Consider the following 25,193-nt stretch of genomic DNA (forward strand, 5'->3'; position numbering starts at 1 on the left):
CCGCGCGTGCAATCTGGGGAGCGTTCCCGATGTGGCCGGGCGGCGCATTTCCTAATCTGGCGTCGCAGTCCGGATCGCGGACTGAGCCAATCACCGAGGCACCGGCCATGACCACCTTCCTGATGGAACTTGTCTCCTCCAGCGGCCTGTTCGCACCCCTGAACGCGCGTGCGACGGCTCCCTCCCTCACTTTCAGCCTGCGCGACTGGCAGGACGACACCGAACTCCAGGCTGCCGACCCCGTCCAGCACGTCCATCGCGATCGCGACTTCGACTTCGGCGTCGGCTATGGCAACAGCTCCGGCTACGCCAGCGACCGCCACTACACCAGCGACTGGATGCCCGGCCGTTTCGGCTTTGTCTGAACCCGCGTCGCCACCTCGAGGAACCGGTCATGCCCAGATACCTGATCGAACGCGCTTTCGCGGCCGACCTCGCCATTCCCGTCAGCGAGGATGGGGCCAGGGATTGCGCGCGGATAGCCAGCATCAATGGCGACAGTGGCGTGAGCTGGCTGCACTCCTACGTGAGTGCCGATCGGCGCAGGACGTTCTGCATCTACGACGCGCCGTCGCCGGAGGCGATCCGGCAGGCGGCGCGCCGCAACGGCCTGCCGGTGGCCAGCATCATCGAGATCTCCGACCTTTCACCGTTCTTCTACTTCTGAATGCGCGTGTGCCTTGCAGGCGCGCTGTTCGACCGGGAGCGCTGCCCCCATTCGTTTCCTTGGGGGATAATCGGGTAGCGATACCCCGGAGCCGGCACGGTGGAGCTGATCGAGCGAGGCCACGCACTGCATTTGTTGCAAGGTGCACTTGATGTCGCCGGCCAGGGTGCCGGCCGCACGGCGCTGGTCTGCGGCGAAGCCGGGATCGGCAAGACCTCGCTGCTGACGCAGCTGGTCGGAGGCAACGGCGTCGGTCGTGTGCTGTGGGGTGGCTGCGAAGCCTTGTTCTCGCCGCGTCCGTTGGGGCCGCTGTACGACATGGCCAGCGCGATGGGCAGCAAGTTGCAGGCGCTGCTGGGCAGGGAGGGGCACCGGACGGAGTTGTTCAGCTGCTTCCTGTCGGAGTTGCAGGAGTCGAGCGATCCCACCATCGTCGTGCTCGAGGACCTGCACTGGGCCGACGCGGCGACACTGGACCTGGTCAAGTTCCTGGCGCGGCGCATCCAGCGCGTTCGCGCGCTGCTGGTGCTGACCTATCGCGACGACGAGCTCGGCGACCGCCATCCGCTGCAGCTGGTGCTGGGCGACCTGCCGGCGGATGCCGTGGTTCGCGTGCCGTTGCTGCCGCTGTCGGAGGCCGGCGTGGCAGAACTGGCGCGACAGTCGAGCCATTCCGCCGAAGGCATCTACGCCACGACCGGCGGCAATCCCTTCTTCGTCACCGAAGCGCTGCGCGCCGAAGGGTTGCCCGTGTCGGTTCGCGATGCCGTGCTCGCGCGCGCAGCCCGGCAACCGCCCGCCGTGCGCGCGCTGCTCGACCTGGCGGCGATTGTTCCCGCGCGCATCGAGATCGAGATCGTCGAGGCAGTGCTGGCGCCGGCGCCTGAGGACATAGCGGCGGCGCTCGCGTCGGGCCTGCTGATCGCGGACGGCCGCACCTACGCATTCCGCCACGAGCTGGCGCGCATCGCTGTCGAGCAGGCACTGCCGGCGCCGATGGCAGCGGCATTGCATGCCAGGGTGCTGGCCTTCCTCGAACAGCGCGGTCAGGGTGTGGCGATGTCACGCCTGGTGCATCACGCCTCCGGCGCCGGCGATGCGCAGGCGGTGCTCAAGTACGCGCTGCAGGCTGGAAACGAGGCCGCCGCGCACGGCGCGCACTGCGAGGCGGCCGCGCTCTACGGAACCGCCCTCGTGCATGCCGACACGCTTGCGCCCGCCGACCATGCGCAGCTGCTCGGGGACCTGTCGTACCAGTGCTACCTCGTCGAACAGAACGACGACGCCATTGCCACGCGGCTCGAAGCGTTGGCGATCTGGCGCGAGCTGGGCGACGTCAGCCAGGAGGGGCGAGCCTTGCGCTGGTTGTCGCGGCTGAACTGGTTCGGCGGCCGTCGCCAGCAGGCGGAGGACTACGCCAATCAGGCGGTGAACCTGCTGCGCGACCTGCGCGACGACGAAGCCTACGCATGGGCACTGAGCAATCGCTCGCAGCTGTACATGCTGTCCGGACACACGGCCGAATCGGTGGAGTGGGGCACGCGTGCAATCGAACTGGCCACCAGGATCGGAAGCAACGAGGTGCTCGCGCACGCACTCAACAACGTCGGCACGGCGCGCTATGCCGAGGGCGAGGAGATCGGCAAGGCGATGGTCGAACAGAGCCTGCGGATCTCGCTGGCCAACGACTACGAGGAGCACGTCGCGCGCAGTTACGTCAATCTCATCAGCACGGCAGTGAAGTTGCGCGATTACGCCCAAGCCCTCCGCCAGATCGAGGATTCCGCCGCCTACTTCGCCCCGCGCGACCTGGATTCGTGGACGAACTACATCCGCTCCTGGCAGGCACGGCTCGACTTCGAGCGCGGCAACTGGGACGCCGCCGCCAGCGAAGCCCTGCGCCTGGTCCGTGCGCGTGGCGTGGCGCCGATCACGCGCATCTGCGCCCTGGCGGTGCTGGCGCGCCTGCGCCAGCGTCGCGGCGATCCGGGCGCGCGTGAACTGCTGGAAGAGGCCACGGTGTTGTCACGGCAATCGGGCGAACTGCAGCGGCTGGCGCCGGTCGCCGCGGCGCATGCCGAGGAAGCGTGGCTGCGCAATGACGGTGCAGGTGTCGACGAGCTGGTGGTCCTGGCCCATGCCATGGCCGAGCAGCGCGGCGACGAACGTTCGTTGGGCGAGTTGCGTTACTGGTGCCTGAGACTGGGTGTTGCCGAAGGTGGACCCGACGGTGCCGAGGCGCCTTACGCGCTGCAGATCGGCGGCCACTGGAAAGAGGCCGCCTCGGCCTGGGCGCAGTTGGGATGCCCCTACGAACAGGCGCTGGCGTTGCTTGAGGGCGACGAACCGGCGATGCGCGAGGCGCTGGCGCTGCTCGAAGGACTCGGCGCTGCCGCGGCGGCCAGTCGATGCCGCGAGCACATGCGCGAAGCCGGCGTCCGCGGCCTCGCCCGCGGACCGCGCGCCACGACCAGCGCCAACCCGGCCGGACTGACCGCGCGCGAGTTGCAGATCCTCGGCTTGCTTGCCGACGGCCTGAGCAATGCCGACATCGCCCGGCGACTGGTGCGCTCGGAGAAGACCGTCGACCACCACATCTCGGCCATCCTGCGCAAACTCGACGTGCGCTCGCGCAGCGAGGCGGTGGCGGTGGCGCGGCGCACGGGCGTGCTCGCGACGGAAGGCGTGGGCGAGCGCCGACGCAGTGACCGGCGCCGCTCAGATGGCAGGTGAGGTCATCGGTGGACTGGTCCGGCGACGACCGCGGCCTTCGCGCAACCATTCCAGTGCGACGATCGCGCCCCAGGCGTAGAGCGTGACCAGCACGAACAGCGTGAAGCGCGCCAGGAACTCGCGATAGACGTCATCGCCGGTGCTGTCCTGCACGGCGGGGCCGACCAGGATCAGCATCGTCACGAACACGTTGACCCAGAACGAGGGCGGGTGGCGGTTGGCGACAACGCCATAAAGGCGGCTGCCGATGTGGATCCCGAACAGCAGCATCCACAGGAAGAACATCCACAGGTTCGGCAGGAGCTTGAGTGCGAACCAGAACGCCATCGCGTAGATGCCGGCCAGGAACGTCGATCCGATCAGTTCGCGCCCGGCCGCACGCGCGCTCATGGTCGAGCCCTGTTGGGCCAGCATCACCGACTTCATGATCGTTGGCATGTACATGCCCGGATTGGTGAAGGCCAGCATCACTGGCGGCAGCACAATCAGGACGGTACGCAGCGCGAGCCACGCCGCGCGCTCGTTGCCATCGGGGGCCGGCTTGGCCGCAGGCGAGGTGGGAGCCGGCTCCGGAAACAGTGGCTGCACCAGCCACTGGCAGAGAACCGTCACGGCGATGCCGACGAGCAGCGCGTTGACCACCGCGCTTGCCAGCGCGAAGTCCATCAGTCCCGCGGCCGGGATCATGGTCAGGCCGACAGCGAGCAACGTGCCGACCAGCCCCTTGCCCTTGCCGACACTGAGGTAGGTGCTGACGTAGAGACCCGCGGCGATCATCATCACCGCCGACACCGGGTAGTTGCGCAGCAACGGGTTCAGCACCAGGCCGATGCCGAGGGTGACGGCGACCAGCAGCAGCAACATGAAAAGGGCTTTTGGCCCCGGCGGTGGCGCCGGCGTGGCGGTCAGCAGCACCGCGAACAGCGGCGCCATGAACGGCAACGGCATCGCCAGGCCGTAAGCGAGTGCGACCGACAGCGCCACCACGGAGGCGAGCCGGAACGTACGCCTGGCGGCAGGCGCGATCATTGCGTCAGGTCCGGTCAGTACGCATAGGTGAGCCAGCTGGCGACGCGGATGTAGATCTTGCCGAGCAGTTTCAGCACGCCGGCGCCTTCGCCATAGGCGATCACCGAAGCCTGGCCGCCGATGCGCAGCCTGGCGCGGTCTTCCGGGTCCAGTCCGGGATCGATGCCGATGATCACCGGGAAGCGTTGCGACTGCCGCAGCCAGTCGCGATCGTTGTCGACCGACGGCAGGTTGCCGGCGCTCGGCGTGCGGCCGGCGCTGACGCCCAGGCCGACGCTGCGCACCTTGCCCTTGAACACATGCCCGGGCAGCACGTCGAAGACGATGTCGACCGGCGTGCCGACCTTCATGTGGCCGAGGTTGTTCTCGGTGTATTCGGCACTGATCCAGATGTCGCGCACGCCGATCAGCGTGAGCACCGGGCTGCCCGTTCCGGCGAACTGGCCGACCTCGGTGCGCAGGTCGGTGATGACGCCGTCGGTGGAGGCCTGGACGACCGTGTTGGACATGTCCAGCTCGGCCTTGTCGACGGCGGTCAGGGCTGTCGCCAGCAACGTGTTCTGCTCGATGTCGTCGCCACCCATCGACTCGATGGCGCGACGGATGTCGGCCTGCGCGGCCACGACCATGGCCTTGGCCTGTTCCAGGCTGGCGTCGGCGATTTCCTGGCGACGCACGGAGATGGTGCCCGGGTCGGTTTCGCGCAGCCGGCGCAGGCGCGATGCGTCTTGCCGTGCCTTCACTTCGTTGGCGCGTGCCGCTTCGAGGTTGGCCCGCGCTGCATCGACGGTGGCGCCGCCGGCACCGACCTGCTTGCGCGCGTTCTCCAGATCCGAGCGCGCCTTGGCCAGCGCGATCCGGTACTGCGACTGGTCGATCTCGAACAACGTCTGCCCGTATTTCACGGTCTGGTTGTTGGCGACTGCCACCTTGGTCACTTCACCGGCCACTTTTGGCGCGACACCAACGATGTAGCCTTCGATCCGCGCCTGCGAGGTGTAGGGCGTGAAGCGGTCGGCGAACAGGTACAGCAGCAGGGTCAGCACGATGGCGGCTACGACCCAGCGCCCGCCTTTGCGCACGGTCTTGCCGGCCTGGTCCTCGCCTGCGGGCGCTGGCGCGGCGCCGGCTGCCTTCTTGTCGTCGTTGCCTGCGCTCATTTCGGATTCCCGTTATCGCTGTCGCTGGCCGGCCCCTCGGGGCGGGCAGGGAGGGGCGCCTCCAGCAGGCCGCCCCAGTTGGTCCTGGTCTTCATGGTGTCGCGCGTGGCTTCCGGCAGCAGCTCCTGCGCCGGCATCTCGGTCCAGCCGCCGCCCGCGGCCTTGTACAAAGTGATGACCGCGCTGATGTGCGCGCTGTTGTTGAGCAGTTCGCGTTCGGTCTGGGTGAACATCACACGCTGCGCATCGAGAACGCGTTCGAAATCGGCATAGCCTTCCTGGTACTGGGAGTTGGCAAGCTCCAGCGAGCGTTCCGCCGCTCGTGCGGCACCGCCCAGGGGCGCCTTCTGCTCGGCGGTCTTGACCACGGTGATGGCGGCATCGTCCATTTCGCGCGCCGCCAGCAGCGCCGTGCTCTGGAACAGTTCAATGGTCTGTTGCAGTCGGGCGTCCTGCAGGCGCACGTTGCTGGCGATGCGGCCGTAGTCGAGGATGTTCCAGGTGATGGCAGGGCCTGCTGCGATGCTGCGGACCTGCGGGCTGCCGCCCAGTGAGGTGGTCGACCAGCCAACGCTGCCAAGCAGGGTGATCGCCGGGAAGTAGTCGGCCTTGGCGATGCCGATTTGCGCCGATTGCGCTGCAACCTGCCAAGCCGCCGTGCGCAGGTCGCGCCGGCGCAGCAGCAGGTTGGCGGGCAGCTCGCGCAGCACGGCGCCGTCGACGATCGGCAGCGGGCGCGCCACCATATCCAGTTCGGGGACGTCGCCAGGCTTGCGGCCGAGCACGGCGGCGAGCGCGTTGCGTACGCGCACGAGCTGGCCTTCGAGATCCGGGATGGTCGCCAGCGTGCCCAGGTACTGCGCCTTGGCTTGTTGCAGGTCGAGTTCCGATTCCTGTCCGCTGCTGAACAACTGCTCGGTGATCTCCAGGCTGCGCTTCTGGATCGCGGTGTTCTTGCGGGCGATGTCGATCCTGAGCAGCGTCGTGCGGTAGGCGAAGTAGAGATCGGCGACCTGCGCGGCCAGCAACACCTGCACGTCCTGCTGGTTGGTGACCGAGGCGAAGAACCCGGCTTCGGCCGATTCGATGCCGCGGCGGAAGCGTCCCCAGAAATCCAGTTCCCAGGCCAGGTCGAAGCCGTCGCTGTAGGCACCGTAGTTGTCGTGGACGTCGGGACCCGCGCCGCCGCTGCTGCGACTGTCGATGTAGGTCGCCGAGCCTTTGAGCTGCTGCAATTGCGGGTACAGGTTGGCGCTGGCGATGCCCAGGACTGCGCGGCTTTCCATGATCCGCAGTCCGGCGATGCGCAGCGATGGATTTTCCTTTCGCGCGGTATCGACCAGCGAGTTCAGCACCGGATCGTTGAAGGCATGCCACCAGAACTGCAGGTCGAGATCGCGCTGCTGCCCCGGGCCGACCGCCTGGCCGTACAGGTTGGTCTGCCATTCGTTGAGCCAGGCGATGTCGGGCTCTTCGTAGTCGGGTCCCAGCGTGGTGCAGGCGCCAATCAGCAGGCCCGAGGCCAGGACTGCGGCGCCGGCAAGGTGCCGCGCCGCACGTGTGCTCCTGGTGGCCCGCATGATGGCCCGCATCATTGGCCGTGCGCTCCTGCGACTAATGGGCGTTGTCCAGATCGACGGAGTCGGCCGTTGCCACCGGCACGATCGGGTCCGGCGCACGCGAATCGACCCATTCCATGAACAGCTTGTACGCCACGGCCAGCAACACGGCGCCGACGAACAGGCCAAGGATGCCGCCGGTTACCATGCCGCCGATCGCGCCGATCAGGATGACCAGCATCGGTGCATCCACGCCGCGTCCGAGCAGCAGCGGCTTGAGCACGTTGTCGGCCATGCCGGCGATGAGGAAGTAGATGGTGAAGATCACCTTCATCACCGTCGACGAGCCGTCATCGGCCCACCACAGGTAACCGATCGCTGGCAAGGAGATGATCAGCGCCGGCAACTGCAGGATGCCGAGCAGCATCGTGATCGCCGCCCAGACTCCGGCCGCAGGTATGCCCGCAAACAGGAAGCCCATGCCCAGCAGCAGCGCCTGGATGAAGGCGACGCCAACCACGCCTGCGGCCACCGAACGTACCGTGGCGATGGCGAGCTTCAACAGGCTCTCACCCTCGGCCGGATTGGTAAGCCTCACCAGGATGCGTTCGGCGGCGCGTTTGCTGGCGTCGGCGTAAACCATCATCACGCCGGCGACGACTATTGCCGCCAGGAACATCAGGATCGCGCCGGCGGCATTGGCCGCCATCATCAGTGCCTTGCGCAGGTAGCCGCGGATGATTTCCGAGTTCTTCTGGATATAGGCCGGCAGGTTGTCGGCCGCCTCGGTCCATGCGGCGTGCAGACGCTCACCGACCAGGGGCCACTGGGCCACCTTGGGGTTCGGCGCCGGCACCGCGAAGGTGCCTTTCTCGAACGACTGGTGGACCTCGCTGATCTGACTTGCGAACGAACTGCCCAGGATCACCATCGGCACGCCCAGCAGTAGCAGCAATGCCAGCACAAGTACCGTGGCGGACAAGCCGCGACGGCCGCCCAGTCGGCGCACCAGCCCCTGGTACAGCGGGTAGATGGCGATGGCCAGGATCACGCCGAGGATGACCAGGTTCGCGAACGGCGCGAATATGCGCACGCAGACGATCGCCAGGAACGCGATCAGACCGACCTTGATCAGGGTCTCGGCCAGATCGGCAGTGACGAGCTTGCGCAGCGTTTCTTGATCTACGTTCACGTGGAAATCCTCCTTGACGTCGGCCGCTCCCTAGCATGGGGTCGGACGCCTTTGGTGATGTGGGGGATGGATCCATCCGTCCCCGGTTGATCGCTTGCGCCGGCAGGCCCTCAGGTCAGGCGCCGGTAGATCCTGACGACCACCTCTTCGGCGATCAGCATCACGACGATCACGGTGATCAGCACCAGCAGGCCATGCCAACGTCCATCAAAACGGACGTCGGTTCCGAACGCGAACGAGATCGCTTCGAGGATCACGAACTTCGAGCCGAACAGGATCAGCCACGCCGAGAACCAGCGCATGAAGGTCATGAAACCGCCCGGGCGCGCCTTGAAGAACGCCGCGACGTAGTGCTCGAGGGCAATGGTCAGCTTGAGCAGGATCTGCAGCAGCAGCGCCGCCATCAGCGACACGGTGAACGACTCGATGTGGACCTTGTCGGAGAACTCGTCGAAAAGGTTCAGCACCACCAGATCGATGAGGATAGCGCTGTAGTAGCGCACGAACAGCCGCTGCTTGTTCGAGGGAGGCTCGGCCTGCAGCGGCATCAAGGTGTCCGCGGTCGTCATCGATTTCCCCGTGAGTGGTCGTTTGTGACGGGGCGGGCGCCCATTCGCGTAACGATGCCAACGTGGTTGTTAAGGCGGCGTTAGTCCGAAAGCTCGCCGCAGGCAATCAAGCCGCCAACCTGTGCTCGAAGTACGGCCGTTCGCGGTCATCGAGGATGGCGTACATGGCCGACAGATTGCTGGGGTCTGGATTGAGCCAGGCGTCGATGTTGCGGCGCTTGATCGGGATGATGCAGCGATCATGGCCAACGGCGGCGATCTCGGCCGGGGGCTCGTCGGTGATGGCGGCGAAGGAGAGAAGTTCGGCGCCGTGCGAGCCCTTCCACTTCGACCAGACGCAGGCGACCAGCATGTCCTGCTCCGGTTCCGGGCGGAACTCCAGCACGACGTTCTCCTCCTTTTCGTCCGGTCCCAGTTCGCGATGCTCGACGGCGTGGCGGCTGACGTTCTCGTAGAACGCATTGACCACGACGATGCCGTGCGTGTGGCCGAACTGCTCCTTCCAGAACCCTTCGAGGTTGTCGCGACGGGCGTTGTAGGTGCCCGGGAAGCGCTGGTCGAAGTTGGCCGGCTTGCCTTCGGGTCGACACTGGTAGCGCATCGGCTTGATCACGCGCTGGCCGTTCTCCCAGACCATCACCGGCGCGTAATGGCCGGGGAAGATCCGCGAATCGTCGGCGACCAGCGCGCTGCGATGCAGGTCGGCGAGCTTGCCGCGCGTCCACTCGATCTTGTCGGTGGCGATGCGCTTTTCCTCGAGCGCCTTCTTGGTGGTCTTGTCGAGCAGGATGCGCTCGGCATCGAACAGGCGCTTGCGCTGCTTGAACAGCTCCTGCTCGTAGCGGCCGGTCTGGGCGCGGTTGAACTCGTCGATCAGCCCCTTGATCTCGTGCTGCAGGTCGGTGAGCGGCTCGGCGAACGCGGCGTCCATCGCCTTGGGGATCCTGGCCTTGCCGGCATTGCCACGCTCCCAGTACAGACGGACGAAATCCTGGATGCTGATGGTGGCGCCGAAGACCTTGGCGAACTTCCGGTAGTCGGCCCAGATCTGGGCGGAGTAGCACATGGCGGTGGCCCCTGTTGCCGTGACCTTGGCCGGAATATACCTCCAGTCGCGTGGCGGGCTTGCTTACTCGCGACCTCCGCCTGGGACGCTTATGGGCGGCTCGGCCTTCGCGTGGCGCGGCCCGCCTTGGGGGCGGTGGCCAATGCGGCGATCGCCGAGGAAAGCGCACCGACAGCAGTAGATGCGCCAATGCGACCGGCCAGCATTTCGCGCATGAGCGCCTCGCCTGCGCCATTGATTGCGACGCAACGCAGCAACAGCGCCGCGCCGGATGTCTGCGCATAAGGCGCCAGAGCCTTGGCATACAGCCTGACGTAGCCGTCGACCAACTCCTGGTGCGTCGCCTCCATGTCGCTGTCACCTTTCAGCGCGGCCGCGATGGCAACCAGTTCCGGGCCCGCCTTGAGGTAGCAATCGACATAGGCGCGTGCGATGACCTGTGCAATCTCCTCAAGCCGGCGCGGTGCGTCCGCCAGGGCTTGTTGGAGAACCTCGATCTGGAGCTGGTCGAGCCGTTGGTAAAGCGCGACCAGCAGTCCCGACCGCGTAGCAAAGTGCGCGTACGCGATCGGCTTGCTGACGCCGGCGCGTTCGGCAAGGCGACCAAGCGTGAGGTTGTCCGTCCCTTCCTCGCGCACCATGTCCAGGCCGGTGTCGAGCAATTGTGCGCGTCGGTCGTCTTTGGATAGACGTTTGGCGGTCGGGTGGTTGGGCGTCATGTTTCGGCAGCGCTCTGGGCCTGGTGCATCCTACAGGCCACAAGCTACCAATGGTAGTGAGCGTCCCATCGCTGGAACGCTGGGTGTCATTCCTTCAAGTTACCAAAGGTAGCTTAGGGGCGTAGCTTATGGGCACGCCGATCAGTTGACGGCACCATCGGCTCACCCCACTCGAGATCCAGAATGTCCACTTCGACCATTTCCCCCGTTCTCATCGTCGGCGGTTCCGGCACTGTAGGTTCACTTGCTGCGTCGACGTTGAGGCGGTTGCACCCGCAGCTCCCCTTGGCCATTGCAGGCCGCAGCCTGACGCGTGCGCAGTCAGTGGCGGATTCACTCGGCAACGCGACCGCCGTGGTGGTCGACCTGGAGAGGCGCGATCTTGGACTGGCATCGGACCAGCACTACAGTGCGGTGGTGCCGTTCGTGAAGGATGACGTACTGCACACGCTGGACTTCGCCCAGGACCGTGGAATTCCGTACCTCAGCACCTCCAGCGGTTCTTTCGAGATGGCGCCGGAAGTCGCGCGTTATGCGACGCGCCCGGATGCCGCTCCGATCCTGTTTGCGAGTCATTGGCTGGCAGGTGTCGCGACGCTGCCCACCCTGGTATTCACCCGGGACTTCGCCCAGATCGATACGATCCGGTTGGGTGCGGTGCTGGACGAACTGGACATGGGTGGGCCGGCGGCGGCAGCCGACTACGAGCGGCTGACGTCGGCGATGGCCAGCACCCAGGTCCTGGAAAACGGGTACTGGCGCTGGATCAAGGATGAGGCGGCCATACGTCGATTCCGACGCACGGACGGCGTCGAGGTCGAAGGCAGCGCCTATTCTCCGCTGGACGTGGCCGCGCTGGCGCTGGTCACCGGCGCACGCTCGATTCGCCTGGATCTGCACTATGGACAGTCGTCACACAGTGCGCGCGGTGAGCACTTTTCGACCGAACTGATCATCGAGATCGAAGGCCAGGATCACTCCGGCAAGCAGATCCAGTCGCGGCACGAGATCGTGCATCCGGAGGGGCAGGCTCCGGTGACGGCGATCGGGATCGCTGCGTCGGTCGAACGGCTATTGGGCCTTGACGGATCGCCGGCGCCAAGGGCGGGTCTCTACCTGATGAATACGTTGCTGGATCCTGATCGCTATCTTGCGCGGCTGGCAGAGTTCGGCGCGCAGGTCACGAAGCGCTGAACGACGATGTACTGATCGGGATCGTCAGCCTCGGCGACATCGTCAAGAACCTGCTGGACCAAATTGCGCTGGAGCGGGATGTGCTGCGGGACATCTACATCGCCGCGAATTGATCGGCGCAGCGTCCTGACAACAAAAGGCCCCGTTGAGGTCTCAGACACCCGATACAAAAAAGCCCCGCAGTTGCGGGGCTTCTTACGGGACGTTCTGAAACCGTCCTGTGGTGCCGGAAGTGGGACTCGAATACGTCACGAAACCTCTGATAAACGGCTATTCAGCTTTTAACAGCGTCAGAGATGCCCCAAATGTGCCCCCACTTGCAACTGATTCGCGTGATCGATGATCGCCCCCGAAAGCTGTGGTCGCTATTGGGACGAAAAAAGACGCTGCCACGCCCGCGCAAGATGTGCCGTAGGGGCTGATTTGCGCAGACAGACGCCCGCCAAGCGGGGGCAGCCGCCCTCGGCTTGGCGCCGTCCCTAAGCCGATGTCCCAGCTAGCCAAGCCCTCGTCATCACCCGGTGCGACGGCTGCGGCGCACGATTTGTCCATGCGCGACATCCCGTTACCCCTCGACCTGGGATGGCACGCCCCGATGGTCGGCTACTCGACGCCGACTCCTAGGCTGTACGTGCTCACTGCCGGCAGCCAGTGGGCGCCGGCACTGGTACGGATCGCCCGTCGTGACGACGGCTGGCTGGTCACCGTCGCCAGCGGGGCAAGCGGTAGGGTACCGACCCTTGGCCTCGCCATGAAGTGGGGGGGCGCGCTGGGCCTGTGCGCGCCACCGGCACGGCTAGTAGTGACTCCTTGGCTCGTGCCATCTGCCGTCTCCACCGAAGTGCGGGCAGCCACTGTTGCCCGCCATCTGCCAAGCAATATCTAGGATTGACCTGGTCAAAGCGTCGAAACTCGACGCGTCAAGTGGAAGGTCGGCCTCTATCGGGGGCAAGAGAACAGCCTTCGAAGGAATAGGGTTTGGCAAGTAGCTCGAAAAGCCCGAACCATCGTCGTGCGACGTACGCCAACCTTCGGCATTGTGGATGCCTAAGCAAAAATGGGCCTCCCCAACCACGCCAACTGCGGATAGTGCTGTGACAACGCCAGTAACCATTTCCCGTACGTCACGGGCCAGTGCCGTCAAACCGATGACGCGTTTGTCGCTCTGCTCTTCCGCCACAGCCCGCCATACCTCCCGCCCTGCTTCGGCCGTGCCATTCCGAAAAAACTGCACGTACTTACTGCTGTCAGCGTCAGTCAGGCCGTTGAAGAAGCGAATGCCATCGAGGTTGTAAAGCGAGCTGGCAGAATTGCTATTGAAGGTGTACGCCTGCCGATAGAACTCCTTCGGACTTACCGCAAGTTGATCCGAGAATGATGACACCGGCAGAACATGAAGGACCAACCACGGCCCCTTCTTCATCACCTTCTGCTCGATCTGGCGGACCAACAACTCAGATCGTTGAGCACGCCACGTAGAGAGCGCACCTAAGGCTGATGCGCGTGCGCCAAACGCGTTTCTTATCAAAGGATAGGGCATGGGGAAATTCTGCGTTCCTTCCCGATAGGTGAAGCGCTGCGAACCGTCAAAGTTCGTCCTAAACGGGCCAGCAGCAAACTGCTGGTCGACCGTGAGCACAAGAACGAAACCGCCATCTACGTCGACCGCTTCGAACGAGACGCCGCGAAGCGTTGGCTCAACGCCTCGCTGGATCATCTCCATCAAGCGCTGCCGTGCGTCCTCCTTCGTCACATTCGATATTGGAACAATCTCGTCTGCAAACGAATCTACATCGGAAATGCCGTAAATGATCTGGCCACCATGAGTATTAGCCATAGCAACAACGTCGGAAAGAAAAGCCTTTCGCTCCCCCGCCTGACCGCCTGGGAGTTCACGCTTGAAATCCAAGGTCACGGATTCCGGCTCCTTGTCGCTGATGATCCTGCTAATCCAATCGAGGTCCCGCACAGAACTCATGTCGACCGCCTCCGAGTAATCAAGCCAAACAGCCATTCAACCTGCCGTCGCTCCTTCCGCTCATCGACCGTATCCGTCTTGCACTATCTCATTGCATGCCGGACAAAGGGTGCAGACAGACCCATGAATTACCATGCCCAGTCTAGGCAAGCGACACGCCCGAACGTCCAGTATGGTGCCATGCCAGCCCCCTGGATGAAGGCTGGTTCCCAAGGCCGGACCGTATCGCGTTTTCCAACTGGAGAGAGACCCGTTGCTAAAGTGGATCGATGTGGATCGCGAACTGACAAGCTGCTTGCGAAACATGGGCGCGGTAGTTGCTGATGACAGCAAGGGGCCGAACAAGCCAAGGAATGCCGATTTCTGGTTTCCGGCCGACGGCGTCATTGCTGAGATGAAATGCATGTCCGTGAACTACTTCGCGGATGGCACTTTTCAAGACTGGCTTACCGCCGCGTACAGGCGTTGGGTTACACGGGAATTGGCGCCAGCAGGACTGCGAACGGTTAATTTGGCTGATCTCCCCATGGCTTGCTACCAAGACGTAACATCGTTCCTTCGGAAACGCGTTGAAGGCTCGTTCAAGGCTGCAAGCAAGCAGATTCAAGCCACAAAGATTTCTGTGGGCCGCCCCGATGCGACTGGTCTCCTCTTCCTGATCAATGACGGCAACTACGGATTGGTGCCCGCCATGCTTCAAAGCATCGTAGCGCGCTCGATCGACAAGTACTCCGGAATCAACTGCGTCATTCATTTCACCGCGAACATGCCAAGCGAAGTCCCCGGAATCGACGAGGACCTCCTTTATTGGTGCTCATGGAGTAAGTCCAGCGCTCGGCCGGCGGTGGACAGTTCGTTCCTTGCGCGAGTACGGGAGGCATGGCTCGCGCATCACGCAACCGCTGTCGGCCAATCGATACCCAAGATCGACGGAACTGCCCGGCACTTGCTGGGGATCAGCTACATCAAGCGGTGAGCGCTTACAACTCAGCTAACCAAGGCGATGGCTCATGTCACTCAGTCCGGACGAGATAAGGTCGGAGTTGTTCATGCGAATCAATCAGGCCCAAGTGCATCACGATCTCTTTATTGGCCTGCGCAATAGCGTCACAGAGGATGAGTTGCGAATTAAGTTCAACCGTAACATCCGATTCTTTGCCGGGATTGAGGCGGCGCTGTTCAATTCGGTAGTGGTGCTGCTGTATAGCCTTTACGAAACACGCTCCGACACCATCAACTTCCCTCAGTTCATTGCCCGCTTGCAGGACCAGATCTTAGCCGACGAATACGCGACTTACGCGGATCGCATCCGCCAGATCAAGCCAACCTCGGTGCGAGCTGGGATCCTTCGCAACGAGATAGTCGGTCATCAAACGCTCAATCGAACGAGAACCTCCGTCGAGGAGAGGGCGGGCGTGATGCTGTCAGATATCGAAGGACTGCTGGATCACGCAAGAAGGTTGTTGTTCGACATCTCCAGTCGTCACTTTGATGTCCATCTCGACTACATGACCGATAGCGAGATGGCGGTTGAACAGCTCATGTCAATGCTTCCGTGAACCGCGCGCACAGCCGATGGGCGAGCGAATGATCTATTCCAGGCACGGCTTCGACTACGATTTGCGGCGTGCTGTACCTGAAGTTTCCAGCCTCACGCCGAACGGCTTTTAGTGCCGCCATCGGCTGCCGCCCCATGCGACTGACCAAGCGCATAGCATCGGCATAGGGGTCGCCATTCTTCAGCACCGGCAGGAAACGGCCATCGAATATCGAAATGCATGCCGGCAACCCGTACAGCGTGGCGGCACCTTCCTCCATCCGTGACGCACCTCCTAAGGGACGGTTAGCAAGATGTACGCATTCGTGCGCGAGTTCGAACACCGCGAACTGCCAGCTCTGAGCTGACTCGGGCGACAGTTCGGCGATAGCGCCGAGGGGGGTCATCCACGCCCACGCAGGGCCGGCACGAAAGCCCGGCGGTAAGCAGGCATCGGACCGATCACGCGGGCCCATCCAGTGTTCGACGTCGTCGAGCAGGATCGATTGCAATCGCGCCATGGCTTCCGGTTGCGATACCGGAGGCAGCGCGGGAACGTCAAAATGGCAGTTCATTCGCGGGGCTCAAAGGGCCCCTGCTGCCGCCATGACCGACAGCAGGGGCAAGTGCCGCAGTCCGGCACGGGATCATGCGTCCGCTTGCACATTCGTTGCCGATCACTGCTTGCCCCTCGGCTGCCGCGCGCCGGCATCATCAAACCAGCGTTCCCATGGCTGGCGCTTGTCGCCTGCCGCCTGGGCGGGAGACTGCGCAGGATCGTTTGCGAGCCGGCTCATCGTGCTTGGATGAGCGCGCGTTACCGGAAACATGCGAAGGGCACGTTGCAGCAGAAGCAATTGCTTTCGGATCGCCCGAACTTCGGCGCGTTCGGCTCGCCGGCTCTCGTCATTCTTTGCGCTCTTGGCGCGACGCTTTGCCGCTTCATACTCGGCGACAGTATCCAGGTACGTCAGCATCCCGTTGACGTCGGCGGGAACGTAGTAGCCCACAGGGTAGCGAGCGAACTCGCGGTCCCAGAGCTTCCGCTGCGCAGCATCGAGCCAAGCAGGCGGGCAGATGTTTGGCGCGACGCGGTCAGCGGGATCGATACGGGGGCGTGCCATGGTGAATCGCTCCATATTTACGCGACGGAACTGGGGCGGCCGGTGGGACTCCTTGGGTCCGCGGTGCCTGACCGCCCCCCGGTGGGGGCCGGAGCAGACGGTGACAGAACGCGGGCTGTTGGGCCAAGATGTGATTGGCAGTCTAGGAAGAACGTTCGGCTAAACAGGGGGGGAGCGTGGTCAAAGTTGGCAAGTACAAGGTGATTCATTTCACCCACCTACTTCAGATGACGGGGGACGATTCGTACGTTTCGTTCAGGGCGCTAGGGGAGGACATCGAGTTCAGGTTTCGATTTCTGGTAGACGAAGGCAACAAAGATCAGAGGCTTCGTCGCGTTGAAAGCGGTCCAGATCCAGAGAACGAGCAAAGGGGGCTCGTTACCTTCACCAACTGGCATAAGGAAAACTCGGGCGCTGTGTCGCAACCATTGGTCGCAGCCTTTGTCGAGCCAGAAGACGGCGTGTCACCCTCATGTGAACTGTTGATTGCTGCGTTCATTTCTTACTCTGACGAGATGTACTCGGTGGCGCTTCAGTTCATGGTGGAGGCGCGGCCATGAGTGGAGGATTGAAGTACCCGCAACGACGTCTCGATGTCGACAAGGTGCATCGCAATACGTCGCAAGAGATTGTCGAGATCACGGTCGACAAGCTTCGACTCATACTTTCCGCGCACATCAAGAAGTCGGAGAAGCTAAATGAATGGCAAGCGGCGCTCGGCGTATTGATCTCGCTCATCGCAACGTTGTGCACGACCACTTTTCGCGACACCTTTGGCGTGCGGGCCGACGTGTGGAAGGCGCTTTTTATCGTGGCATGCGTGCTATCCACGGTTTGGCTGATTAAGGGCGTAATTCGACTTTTTAGGCAGGAAGGAATCGAGCAGCTTCTGTGCAAGATTAAGAACGAGCAGACGTTGCCTTGAGCTTTCGGTGGCGGCGGCTGAGATGTCGCCGCCACCCGCTCGGCATACTCGTCGTGCCTCACCACTGAATTCCAGTCACGCCTGAAACCATTCCAGGTCTACGCATCGCCCAGTTGATCTGCTGGATCATCCGAATCGCCAGCGCGTCCTGCTGGAACAGAGAGATGACAGGGTCTGCGAACGTTCCGTCGTTGAGCGACTCCGGCGCCGTGTCCTCCATGTGAATCGTGCCTGCATCGGACACGTCGAATTGCGGGGCGACGTCGGCCACGGTTGCGAACTCGGCGGCATCGACAAGGATCAGCGTGCCGTCGGGTACGTTCGGCGAGATGATCACCGAGCCGAGCATGAAGCCACGCTCGATGTCCGGCCAGACGAACCTGCCGCCTGCATCGGTTTGCAGGACCAGCGACATGGCCTGAATCGGATTCATGATCCAGACCAGGCGACGGCCACCGCCTGAGGCCAGCACCGGCGCGAGCGCAGCCTTCAGGTCCTTGATCACATCGCCGGGCAGCGTGCCTGCGGAAGGCGTCAGCGTGGCGTTATTCAACAGGCCAGCAGGACGGACGGCATCGGCTGCCACGTCGTCGAGCAGGCGAGTGTCGAGGACCCTCGCCGTGTCCTCGATCATCAGGTCGCGGATGTACTTTTCCAGGCGGCCGCCAGTCGAACGGCTCATCTCCGAGGACAGTGCCGACAGCACGGCCATCTTTCTCGGCGGAAGGGAGACCGCCCGCAGCCCTGCCTTCTTTACCGGGATTGGCGCATTCTCGCCTACGAAGTCGCCTGCGAGGGCTGGGCTCGAATCACGCCCTGGAAAGCTGACCTTGCCGACGCTGTCGAAGTCGAACCTTGTACCAATGGCGGCGAGTTGCGCATACACAGACACGGGCTGAAGCAGCGTTAGGAACTCTGCCCACGTCTCAGCAGCCAGGCTGCCTGCCCAGTCAGGAAGCGAAGTTACGGCTGGATCCACGGCCGCACGCTGAATTGAGAGATAGGACTTCAGTCCGGCGTCATTTCCGAACAGCCGGGCAGCGGCGATTTCGGGTGTCGTTTCCTGTGTGAAGGCGGCGCAGTGCGCTGCGCAGGAACGGAACAGCAGCCGCGCCTTGGTGCGACGCTTGCGGGCCGGGTAATACGAAAGCGTACTCGGGACTGCATTCACGGTCGTGTCTCCTGCGTCTGCGGCGTCATCTCGCCGAGGTGGGGCTAGGGCTTGGCAGTCGTCGCGATTGATCCGGCCACTGCAGCAGCTTCGATCAGTAGCGCCTGCAGACGTGCGACTTCGCCATGTTCGTGGTCATCGGGAGTCGGCGCGGCAGTCCGGGCGAGGATGTTTGCGATGGCGCATGCACGATCGGCTTCGTCGTCGCTGCGTCTACGGGCGATCTGGCGCCGATACTCGTCGAACAGGCGTCGCCTGGTCGCGTCGTCGGTGCCATTCCATAGGCTGCAGGGAATACCGCCAGTCAGGTCTGGCGTCGCGGTGCTCAGTACTTCCGGGTTGGTGAGAACGGTGCTCATGTGCGCTCCTTACTCTCTAGCCGGGCACGTTGTATCCGCATGCTCAACAGGAACTTGGCGGCGGATTTGCTGCCTTCGGCGGCGAAGGCCGCCAACAGGGTTTCGGTGACCTCTCGCCACTTGGCCATCAGGGCCAAAAGCTCTTCGTTGATGTCGATGAGTTCGCGATTGTGCCCGTGCACCTCGGCGAGGCGCTTCTGCAGCTCATCGATCGTAGGTGGGGTTTTCGGCTTTCGCATGTCGCTAGCCTCGGTCAGTGAACGGGTGTAGCTGACTACTCGATGGAGCAGGGCGCAGGGTGGGTGCAGCCGGTCATGGGACGGCCTCTCCATTTAGGGGCGGCGCATGGCGATACACACCACCGCCGATGACCCGCCAGCCGTGGTGCTCAAGCGCCGGCCAGATGGCATCGACAGGCAGCCCGTCCCGTTCGGCAGCGTCGACGAGATCGAGCGCATCCACCTCGTCACCGGTTGTGTGCTCGGCTATCAGAGCTGCGATGCGGTCTTCCCCTGCGCCGTCGTCCAAGTAGGGCGTAACGGCCGTAACAGGCGTAACGGTGCGGCTGGATTCCACGGCCGGAACGTCTGTCTCTACGGCCGTCACCTCCATAACAGCGCCGGCCTGCTGGCTGCCAGCAGAAACGGCGCAGCCTGAAGGCGTTTCGAGTGTTACGGGTGTTACGCCCCCTCCCGATGACGGGGGCAGGTAGCGCTGCCATGCGTCCACAAATGCCGCGCGCTCGTAGCCGCGAGCCTCGGACGGCCCGAAGCGCAACACCTTCGGGAAGATCGAGTAGGGCTTCAGCAGGCGCGCCAAGCCCAGAGGAGTAATTGCTTTGCCCCGCAATTCGGCCCATCGAGATTCGTCGAGTCCGCAGAGTTCGCCGATGAGGTTGGCAGTAGAAAGCGTAGTGCCCACGTCCGTCTTCTCGAATATCAGGCGAATGTCAGCGAGAAGCTGTACGCCGAGGCTCGGCGGGTTCTGCCGGGCATTTGCCACCATCGCCGAGGCCGCTTCGCGCGCCAGCGCCGGCCAGTCACCGCCAACGGCATCAGCGATGGCGAGCAGAGGCTCCCAGCAGTCGGCGGCGCGGTCCTGAACGCCCGGCGGCATCGCAGGACGAGCGCATACGAGTTCGTCTCGGGCGAAATCCGCCCACTGCTCCAACTGGCTCCGCAGCCCGTCGGCCTCCGCTGCGCAATCACGCACTCGGAAGGGCATCACGCTTTCACCAGGCGCGCGCCTCCGCATCGGAATGACAATACTCCGGCTTAGCAACGTATCGGGAAGCGCTCCAAGTCCGGCCAGCGCAACGGCCGCGTAAACGGGCCACTCCTTCTGCACGATCGTGTTGCCACGCACTTCGCACCGGCCGACCTTCGCGTAACGTCGATGGCCCGAGTTCAGCAGGGCACGAAGGTCTTCATGTTCGCCAGCCCTAGGGCCGAACACTGCATCGACTTCGTCGTAAAGCAGAGTCGGCAGGCCGCCTTCATCGGCGATACTACGGAACAGATACGCAGACGTCACAGAGAACGAATTCAACGGTCTCGGCACCAGTTGCTCCGTGACTTCCAGTGCTCGACTTTTTCCGCTTTCCGGTTCAGGACTGAGGAACGCGAGCCTGGGCGTTGAGACCCACGCGCTCATCGAGTGTGTATGGACGATCCAGATCGTGTGAGCCACATGTGCATGTTCTGATGGATAGGCTATGAACTGCCCTAGAAAGGCGTGGATCGCGTCGAGAAGCCGAGCGCCATAAACACAACGAACGTCATGGTCGGCAGTGGAGCACGTAGCGCGAGTTCGTTGATCGGACATGACTAGGCGCCATTAAAGCGGCGCGTGCGATGCCGGCGGATGACGCTTCGACGGGCGGCCGTCGCCGATGCGGCGTTCCCCGGCCCGCGCCCGCATACGCTCCTCGACCCATTCGGTGACTTCAGCTTCGACCCAGCCTACGGTGTAGGGTGAAAGCTGCACGCGTTGCGGAAATTGTCTCGCGGCCTCTAGCCGGTCAATGGTCGACGGGGAGCAGTTGACGCGTTCGCAGACTTCGCCACGACGCAGGATGCGAACGTTGTGAGACATGGTCCACCTCGTAGGAAATCTCTGAACGTTGACGATCATTTACGCCCACTGCCGAATGGGCGTCAAACATGGCACTGCGATGCATGCGGGTGATACGGGCAGATGCGGTATGTCGCGTTGCGGATGTGTCGATGATCACCATGAAAGCCTTGCTGCATAAGGCTTGCGCACTTTCTGCAACTCAACATGGTGACAAAAAAACACCGACCATCGGGTCGGCGTTCTGCTGATCATGGAGGCCGTTATCATTTCGGTCTTCTAGCCTGTCGCTTCGACCTCGCTATGTCCGTCGCCGCCCGCAACTGATCCAGGTAATCGGCCCACGCTTGCATCATCTTCTTACGCTCAGCGAGGTACTGTGCGCGGTGATAGGCGGCTCGAACCTTATTGCGCTCGGCATGCGCGAGTTGGCGATCGATCACGTCTGGAGACCAGCCAAGTTCGTGCAGCAGCGACGACGCTAGGGCTCGGAATCCATGCCCGGTCATTGTTTCCTTGTCGAAACCAAGGCGTCGCAGGGCTACATTAATAGTGTTCTCCGACATCGGGCGATCTGCCGCATGCAGAGACGGGAAACAGTATCGCCCATGACCTGTGATCGATTGGAGGTCGCGAAGGATCGCGAGCGCCTGCGTGCTGAGCGGCACGACGTGGGCATCGCGCATCTTCATCTTCCCGGCAGGAATGCGCCACTCTGCCGCAATGAAGTCGATTTCCGACCATTCCATCGCCCGCAGGTTGCCTGGTCTCGCGAAGACCATCGGCGCGAGTTTCAATGCAGCGTTCGTCGTTGGCGCACCGCCGTAGGTGTCCAGTGCACGTAGCAAGTCACCGACACCCTTCGGGTCGATGATTGCTGCGCGATTTGTGGTCTTCACTGGGGCGAGGGCGCCACGTAGGCTTGCAGTGGGGTCAATCTCGGCTCGGCCGGTGGCGACGCTGAAGCGGAACACTTGCGAGATCCGCTGTTTAACCCTGCGGACGGTTTCATGGTGCCCTTTGGCTTCGATCTTCTTCAGAACCGCCAGCACCATTTGCGCGGTGATAGCTGAAACGGGTAGGGGATCCAGGTCGGATGCCAGCGAGAACAGCCAGCGGGCCTTCGTCACGGTGGCCAAGCTCAGAGCGGATTCCTGCAATGCCAGCCACTCATCCCGAAGGATGGCGAATGTCAGGCCGTCGGCCTGCTGCTGCCGTCGCTCAGCCTTGCGCTCAGCAGCAGGGTCGATTCCGGCGCGCAGGCGCGAACGCGCTGCGGCGCCGAGGTCGCGGGCCTCGGCCAGTCCGACTTCAGGATAGGGGCCGAAGCTCAGGCGGCTTTCCTTGCCGTTGTGGCGGAACTTCATGCGCCAGAACCGCGAACCGGAAGGCATGACTTCGAGGTACAGGCCGTGCCCGTCAAAATGCTTGCCTGCCGGCAAATTCACCAGCGTGCGGACTTTCAGTTTCATTCGGATTGTGCCCCCAGTAGGGGGTCATGGCGCCCCTATGCCCCCGATCTTGCCCCCGAAGGACACACGATTCAAGAAACGGCAGGGAACCGCACAGATGCAAAAAAACCCGCCGAAGCGGGGTTTTGGAGTCGTTCTGGGGCTTGGTGATGCCCCCTGAATCTTAGTGCTGGTGCCGGAAGTGGGACTCGAACCCACACGCTTTTAAGGGCGGCGGATTTTGAGTCCGCTGCGTCTACCGATTCCGCCATTCCGGCGCGGTCGCGCAGTATAGCCGACGCGGCCGCCCGGAAGCAGGGGGGCTGAGTCAGAGGCCGCCGTAGCGGGCCATCGCGGCGGCGAGGACGAAGATGGCCGCGACCAGGATCAGCTCGAAACGGACGACGCCGCGCAAGCGGGCGACCTCGGCGGAATCGGGCAGGTAGGACGGGTTGGTGGCCAAGGCCTTGCGCCAGCGCAGGAAGCGCACGGTCGGCAGGATCGAGAGCAGGCCGACCAGCACGAACGCGCCCATCTTGGCGTGGAACCACGGGTTGTGCAGGTAGAAGTCGTGGCCCTTCACGCCGTAGATGATCCGGCAGACGCCGACCACGATCAGCAGCATCGCGCAGATGCCGTAACCCCTGTCGATACCGGCCAGTCGCTGCAGTGTCGAACGGTCGACGCCGCCGCGCAGGAGCACGGCTTCGACGACGAGAATCGCAACCAGTGCGTAGACGAGCAGGTGGTGCAGGGAGGCGAGGGTGAAGTCGGTCAGCATCGGGGGAGGCTCCGGCGGAAAACGCTCACCCTAGGCGATCGCCTCTGGCGGTGTAGTGCCAGAGGTCAGGAATTGTCGCCGGCTTACGCCGCTTCGTCGGTCTGCAGCGTCTTGGCGACGCGGGCGAACCATTCGCCTTCGTTCGGGACGAACATCGAGCACGCTTCCATCGGCGCCTTGTAGATGTGCAGCGAGACGGCGACCGACTCGCGGCTGGCGTTGCGGATTGTGTGGTACTCGTGCGGCGGAATCAGGCTGCCGGCACTGCCCGGACCGGCATGCATGCCGCCGGCAGCGCGGAAGCGGAAGCGCTCGCCGTCGCGCTCGAGCAGCTCGTACTGGGTGATCTCCAGTTCGCCGTCCCAGACGCCTTCCACGCACCACAGGCCGCAGTGGTCGTGCACCGGCGTGCCCTGGCCCGGTCCCCAGGTCATTGCGACGACGCTGTAGCCCAGGCCCGGGCTGCGGTAGATCTCGCGGCGGGCGTAGTGGTCTCTTCGATCGGGTCGTGCACGCACGAGGGCAGTTGCACGTCGCGGTCGCGGATCATGCCGCACAGCGTGGTGCGCAGCGCCGCGGTGACGGCATGTTCGTCGCCGGACGCAACCGCGGCGTCGATGGCGGCGACCAGCTTGTCGTGGCCGGGGAAATCGAGGTCGGGCAGTGCGTCGTTGATCGTCATGGCGCAATTCTATCGTGCGCCCGGCGCAGCGAATCTTGCGCCGCATCAATCTACGGCGGTACGGACCCTCGGCGCGCGGTTCAGCGAAGGCTGTTCAGGAAGTCGCCGACGGCCGGGCCGAAACGGGCGATATCGACCAGGAACGCGTCGTGTCCCTGTGGCGAAGGCAGCGGCAGGAACCGCGAGTCGGCGCCGCCAGCGCGCAGGCCTTCGGCGATCTCTTCCTGCTGCTGTAGCGGGAACAGGATGTCGGTGTGGACCCCGATCGCCAATGCCTTGTCGACGCGCAGGCCGGCCAGGCCGGCGCGGGTGTCGGCCTCGCCGTTGCCCCGTCGGTCGTTGCAGTACTCGCCCAGGTCGAACCAGTCCATCGAACGGCTCAGGTAGAGGTAGCAGTTGGGGTCGAAGCGGCGCACGAAACGGCGGGCGTGGCCTTCCAGGTAGCTTTCGACCTCGAACTCGAGGCCGAACGGCTCGTCGTCGGAGCGGTCCGAATCCAGCCGCACGCGACCGAAGCGGCCGTCCCATTCCAGTGCCGAACGGTAGGTGATCACGCCCAGCTTGCGTGCCATGCGCATGCCCGCTTCGGGGTAGCGCTCGTCGTCGTACTGGCCGTGGTTCCAGTTCGGGTCCAGGCGGATCGCTTCGCGCTGCAGCGAGCGGATCGCGATCGAAAACGGCAGCGCCTTGGCCGCGCCGGAAATGTTGATGTGGCTGCGCGCCAGGCCGGGGTGCAACTGCAGGAACGCCAGCGCGGTCATGCCGCCCATCGAGTTGCCGATGATGCAGGCCAGGCTGGCGATGCCGAGCTCGCGCACGACATGGGCCGCTGCCTGCGCGCCGTCCTCAATCGACAGATCGGGGAAGCTCAACCGATACGGCGCGCCGGTGTCGGGATTGATCGAAGCCGGCCCGGTCGAGCCCTTGCAGCTGCCGAGCGAATTGACGCAGACGACGAACCAGCAATCGCTGTCGATCGGCTTGCCCGGGCCGACCATCTGTTCCCACCAGCCCGGTTCCGGGTTGCCCTCGTTGCTGGCTGCGTGCGCATCGGGCGACAGGCCGGTGACAATCAGCACGGCGTTGTCGCGGGCCGCGTTGAGCGAGCCCCAGGTTTCGTAAGCGACGCGGGCGTTGTTGAGTGCGCCGCCCCGCTTCATCGGAAACGGCGAGGGCAGGTCGAACCAGCGGGTACCGGGCGGGATGAATTCGGTCATGGGGCAA

At 63.7% G+C, this 25,193-nt stretch carries 26 protein-coding genes, 1 tRNA gene and 1 pseudogene; 8 read left to right on the forward strand and 20 right to left on the reverse strand.

Annotated features, from left to right (window positions below):
- Positions 1-107 precede the first annotated feature (107 nt).
- The 3 genes from HIV01_RS03400 (at position 108) to HIV01_RS03410 (ending at position 3,400) form a co-directional block, all read left to right on the forward strand.
- The gene (locus tag HIV01_RS03400) at positions 108-365 is read left to right on the forward strand and encodes a hypothetical protein (protein WP_200604946.1); all 258 of its coding nucleotides are present in this window, start codon (positions 108-110) and stop codon (positions 363-365) included.
- Positions 366-394: 29 nt separating this feature from the next.
- Positions 395-667 (forward strand): DUF4242 domain-containing protein, encoded by a 273-nt coding sequence (locus HIV01_RS03405; protein ID WP_200604947.1) that lies wholly within the window; start codon positions 395-397, stop codon positions 665-667.
- Positions 668-766: 99 nt separating this feature from the next.
- Complete coding sequence (locus tag HIV01_RS03410; RefSeq protein ID WP_280633579.1) at positions 767-3,400, forward strand: ATP-binding protein; 2,634 nt, start codon at positions 767-769, stop codon at positions 3,398-3,400.
- Here HIV01_RS03410 and HIV01_RS03415 read toward each other — a convergent pair.
- From HIV01_RS03415 to HIV01_RS03445, 7 genes are all read right to left on the reverse strand, one after another.
- Positions 3,386-4,429 (reverse strand): DUF2955 domain-containing protein, encoded by a 1,044-nt coding sequence (locus HIV01_RS03415; protein WP_200604949.1) that lies wholly within the window; start codon positions 4,427-4,429, stop codon positions 3,386-3,388. The genes HIV01_RS03410 and HIV01_RS03415 overlap by 15 nt on opposite strands.
- Positions 4,430-4,443: 14 nt before the next feature.
- Positions 4,444-5,589: an HlyD family secretion protein gene (locus HIV01_RS03420; RefSeq protein ID WP_207527072.1), complete on the reverse strand. Its 1,146-nt coding sequence runs from the start codon at positions 5,587-5,589 to the stop codon at positions 4,444-4,446.
- Positions 5,586-7,169 (reverse strand): efflux transporter outer membrane subunit, encoded by a 1,584-nt coding sequence (locus HIV01_RS03425; RefSeq protein ID WP_200604951.1) that lies wholly within the window; start codon positions 7,167-7,169, stop codon positions 5,586-5,588. Before HIV01_RS03425 ends, HIV01_RS03420 begins: the two co-directional genes overlap by 4 nt.
- A gap of 34 nt (positions 7,170-7,203) precedes the next feature.
- Complete coding sequence (locus tag HIV01_RS03430) at positions 7,204-8,340, reverse strand: AI-2E family transporter (RefSeq protein ID WP_200604952.1); 1,137 nt, start codon at positions 8,338-8,340, stop codon at positions 7,204-7,206.
- 110 nt (positions 8,341-8,450) lie between these two features.
- Complete coding sequence (locus HIV01_RS03435) at positions 8,451-8,909, reverse strand: hypothetical protein (RefSeq protein WP_200604953.1); 459 nt, start codon at positions 8,907-8,909, stop codon at positions 8,451-8,453.
- 106 nt (positions 8,910-9,015) lie between these two features.
- Positions 9,016-9,975: an SOS response-associated peptidase family protein gene (locus HIV01_RS03440; protein WP_200604954.1), complete on the reverse strand. Its 960-nt coding sequence runs from the start codon at positions 9,973-9,975 to the stop codon at positions 9,016-9,018.
- A gap of 89 nt (positions 9,976-10,064) precedes the next feature.
- Positions 10,065-10,694: a TetR/AcrR family transcriptional regulator gene (locus HIV01_RS03445; RefSeq protein WP_200604955.1), complete on the reverse strand. Its 630-nt coding sequence runs from the start codon at positions 10,692-10,694 to the stop codon at positions 10,065-10,067.
- 183 nt (positions 10,695-10,877) lie between these two features.
- Here HIV01_RS03445 and HIV01_RS03450 point away from each other — a divergent pair, with 183 nt between their 5' ends.
- Entirely contained in the window at positions 10,878-11,888 is a 1,011-nt protein-coding gene (locus HIV01_RS03450) for a hypothetical protein (protein ID WP_200604956.1), read from the forward strand.
- A 796-nt stretch (positions 11,889-12,684) separates the two neighbouring features.
- Here HIV01_RS03450 and HIV01_RS03455 read toward each other — a convergent pair.
- Positions 12,685-13,902 (reverse strand): AlbA family DNA-binding domain-containing protein, encoded by a 1,218-nt coding sequence (locus tag HIV01_RS03455; protein ID WP_200604957.1) that lies wholly within the window; start codon positions 13,900-13,902, stop codon positions 12,685-12,687.
- Between the two features lie 217 nt (positions 13,903-14,119).
- Between HIV01_RS03455 and HIV01_RS03460 the strand changes: the two genes are divergently transcribed.
- Positions 14,120-14,842 (forward strand): hypothetical protein, encoded by a 723-nt coding sequence (locus HIV01_RS03460; protein ID WP_207527073.1) that lies wholly within the window; start codon positions 14,120-14,122, stop codon positions 14,840-14,842.
- Between the two features lie 73 nt (positions 14,843-14,915).
- The gene (locus HIV01_RS03465; protein WP_207527074.1) at positions 14,916-15,425 is read left to right on the forward strand and encodes an AbiU2 domain-containing protein; all 510 of its coding nucleotides are present in this window, start codon (positions 14,916-14,918) and stop codon (positions 15,423-15,425) included.
- Here HIV01_RS03465 and HIV01_RS03470 read toward each other — a convergent pair.
- Both HIV01_RS03470 and HIV01_RS03475 read right to left on the reverse strand, forming a co-directional pair.
- A complete protein-coding gene (locus tag HIV01_RS03470; RefSeq protein ID WP_200604960.1) occupies positions 15,406-15,978 on the reverse strand; it encodes a hypothetical protein in 573 nt (190 codons plus the stop codon). The two genes, HIV01_RS03465 and HIV01_RS03470, sit on opposite strands and share 20 nt — an antisense overlap.
- A 102-nt stretch (positions 15,979-16,080) precedes the next feature.
- Complete coding sequence (locus HIV01_RS03475) at positions 16,081-16,527, reverse strand: hypothetical protein (protein ID WP_200604961.1); 447 nt, start codon at positions 16,525-16,527, stop codon at positions 16,081-16,083.
- A 176-nt stretch (positions 16,528-16,703) separates the two neighbouring features.
- On the opposite strand from HIV01_RS03475, the gene HIV01_RS03480 reads away from it, so the two are divergent.
- Together HIV01_RS03480 and HIV01_RS03485 are read left to right on the forward strand one after the other, a co-directional pair.
- A complete protein-coding gene (locus tag HIV01_RS03480) occupies positions 16,704-17,087 on the forward strand; it encodes a hypothetical protein (protein ID WP_200604962.1) in 384 nt (127 codons plus the stop codon).
- Positions 17,084-17,452, forward strand: a complete 369-nt coding sequence (locus HIV01_RS03485; RefSeq protein ID WP_200604963.1) for a hypothetical protein — start codon at positions 17,084-17,086, stop codon at positions 17,450-17,452. Before HIV01_RS03480 ends, HIV01_RS03485 begins: the two co-directional genes overlap by 4 nt.
- Positions 17,453-17,510: 58 nt before the next feature.
- Here HIV01_RS03485 and HIV01_RS03490 read toward each other — a convergent pair whose 3' ends face one another.
- From HIV01_RS03490 to metX, 10 genes and pseudogenes are all read right to left on the reverse strand, one after another.
- Positions 17,511-18,623, reverse strand: coding sequence for a phage major capsid protein (locus HIV01_RS03490; protein WP_200604964.1), 1,113 nt, complete (start codon positions 18,621-18,623; stop codon positions 17,511-17,513).
- A 44-nt stretch (positions 18,624-18,667) separates the two neighbouring features.
- Positions 18,668-18,982 carry a hypothetical protein gene (locus tag HIV01_RS03495; protein WP_200604965.1) on the reverse strand — a complete coding sequence of 105 codons (315 nt, stop codon included), beginning with the start codon at positions 18,980-18,982 and terminating at the stop codon, positions 18,668-18,670.
- Entirely contained in the window at positions 18,979-19,221 is a 243-nt protein-coding gene (locus tag HIV01_RS03500) for a hypothetical protein (RefSeq protein ID WP_200604966.1), read from the reverse strand. Before HIV01_RS03500 ends, HIV01_RS03495 begins: the two co-directional genes overlap by 4 nt.
- Positions 19,222-19,294: 73 nt before the next feature.
- A complete protein-coding gene (locus tag HIV01_RS03505; protein WP_200604967.1) occupies positions 19,295-20,806 on the reverse strand; it encodes a DUF3631 domain-containing protein in 1,512 nt (503 codons plus the stop codon).
- 12 nt (positions 20,807-20,818) lie between these two features.
- Positions 20,819-21,076, reverse strand: coding sequence for a helix-turn-helix transcriptional regulator (locus tag HIV01_RS03510; RefSeq protein WP_200604968.1), 258 nt, complete (start codon positions 21,074-21,076; stop codon positions 20,819-20,821).
- Positions 21,077-21,321: 245 nt separating this feature from the next.
- Positions 21,322-22,527, reverse strand: coding sequence for a tyrosine-type recombinase/integrase (locus tag HIV01_RS03515; protein WP_200604969.1), 1,206 nt, complete (start codon positions 22,525-22,527; stop codon positions 21,322-21,324).
- Positions 22,528-22,697: 170 nt separating this feature from the next.
- Positions 22,698-22,784: transfer RNA gene (locus HIV01_RS03520), tRNA-Leu, on the reverse strand.
- A 50-nt stretch (positions 22,785-22,834) separates the two neighbouring features.
- The gene (locus tag HIV01_RS03525) at positions 22,835-23,287 is read right to left on the reverse strand and encodes a DUF2214 family protein (protein ID WP_200604970.1); all 453 of its coding nucleotides are present in this window, start codon (positions 23,285-23,287) and stop codon (positions 22,835-22,837) included.
- 83 nt (positions 23,288-23,370) lie between these two features.
- Positions 23,371-23,969, reverse strand: a pseudogene (locus HIV01_RS03530) (cysteine dioxygenase family protein).
- A gap of 80 nt (positions 23,970-24,049) precedes the next feature.
- Positions 24,050-25,186 (reverse strand): homoserine O-acetyltransferase MetX, encoded by a 1,137-nt coding sequence (metX, locus tag HIV01_RS03535; RefSeq protein ID WP_200604972.1) that lies wholly within the window; start codon positions 25,184-25,186, stop codon positions 24,050-24,052.
- Positions 25,187-25,193: the final 7 nt, after the last annotated feature.

Origin of the sequence: Lysobacter arenosi (assembly GCF_016613475.2) — a bacterium.
Classification (GTDB): domain Bacteria; phylum Pseudomonadota; class Gammaproteobacteria; order Xanthomonadales; family Xanthomonadaceae; genus Lysobacter_J; species Lysobacter_J arenosi.

What these genes read in the sequence shown, in the direction of transcription:
- HIV01_RS03450 (WP_200604956.1), top strand. Translation starts at nt 10,878, where the DNA reads ATGTCCACTTCGACCATTTCCCCCGTTCTCATCGTCGGCGGTTCCGGC.
- HIV01_RS03525 (WP_200604970.1), bottom strand. Translation starts at nt 23,287, where the DNA reads ATGCTGACCGACTTCACCCTCGCCTCCCTGCACCACCTGCTCGTCTAC.
- metX (WP_200604972.1), bottom strand. Translation starts at nt 25,186, where the DNA reads ATGACCGAATTCATCCCGCCCGGTACCCGCTGGTTCGACCTGCCCTCG.
- HIV01_RS03515 (WP_200604969.1), bottom strand. Translation starts at nt 22,527, where the DNA reads ATGAAACTGAAAGTCCGCACGCTGGTGAATTTGCCGGCAGGCAAGCAT.
- HIV01_RS03400 (WP_200604946.1), top strand. Translation starts at nt 108, where the DNA reads ATGACCACCTTCCTGATGGAACTTGTCTCCTCCAGCGGCCTGTTCGCA.
- HIV01_RS03435 (WP_200604953.1), bottom strand. Translation starts at nt 8,909, where the DNA reads ATGACGACCGCGGACACCTTGATGCCGCTGCAGGCCGAGCCTCCCTCG.
- HIV01_RS03505 (WP_200604967.1), bottom strand. Translation starts at nt 20,806, where the DNA reads ATGTCCGATCAACGAACTCGCGCTACGTGCTCCACTGCCGACCATGAC.
- HIV01_RS03415 (WP_200604949.1), bottom strand. Translation starts at nt 4,429, where the DNA reads ATGATCGCGCCTGCCGCCAGGCGTACGTTCCGGCTCGCCTCCGTGGTG.
- HIV01_RS03470 (WP_200604960.1), bottom strand. Translation starts at nt 15,978, where the DNA reads ATGAACTGCCATTTTGACGTTCCCGCGCTGCCTCCGGTATCGCAACCG.
- HIV01_RS03475 (WP_200604961.1), bottom strand. Translation starts at nt 16,527, where the DNA reads ATGGCACGCCCCCGTATCGATCCCGCTGACCGCGTCGCGCCAAACATC.
- HIV01_RS03485 (WP_200604963.1), top strand. Translation starts at nt 17,084, where the DNA reads ATGAGTGGAGGATTGAAGTACCCGCAACGACGTCTCGATGTCGACAAG.
- HIV01_RS03465 (WP_207527074.1), top strand. Translation starts at nt 14,916, where the DNA reads ATGCGAATCAATCAGGCCCAAGTGCATCACGATCTCTTTATTGGCCTG.
- HIV01_RS03455 (WP_200604957.1), bottom strand. Translation starts at nt 13,902, where the DNA reads ATGGCTGTTTGGCTTGATTACTCGGAGGCGGTCGACATGAGTTCTGTG.
- HIV01_RS03495 (WP_200604965.1), bottom strand. Translation starts at nt 18,982, where the DNA reads ATGAGCACCGTTCTCACCAACCCGGAAGTACTGAGCACCGCGACGCCA.
- HIV01_RS03445 (WP_200604955.1), bottom strand. Translation starts at nt 10,694, where the DNA reads ATGACGCCCAACCACCCGACCGCCAAACGTCTATCCAAAGACGACCGA.
- HIV01_RS03420 (WP_207527072.1), bottom strand. Translation starts at nt 5,589, where the DNA reads ATGAGCGCAGGCAACGACGACAAGAAGGCAGCCGGCGCCGCGCCAGCG.
- HIV01_RS03500 (WP_200604966.1), bottom strand. Translation starts at nt 19,221, where the DNA reads ATGCGAAAGCCGAAAACCCCACCTACGATCGATGAGCTGCAGAAGCGC.
- HIV01_RS03510 (WP_200604968.1), bottom strand. Translation starts at nt 21,076, where the DNA reads ATGTCTCACAACGTTCGCATCCTGCGTCGTGGCGAAGTCTGCGAACGC.
- HIV01_RS03440 (WP_200604954.1), bottom strand. Translation starts at nt 9,975, where the DNA reads ATGTGCTACTCCGCCCAGATCTGGGCCGACTACCGGAAGTTCGCCAAG.
- HIV01_RS03405 (WP_200604947.1), top strand. Translation starts at nt 395, where the DNA reads ATGCCCAGATACCTGATCGAACGCGCTTTCGCGGCCGACCTCGCCATT.
- HIV01_RS03425 (WP_200604951.1), bottom strand. Translation starts at nt 7,169, where the DNA reads ATGCGGGCCACCAGGAGCACACGTGCGGCGCGGCACCTTGCCGGCGCC.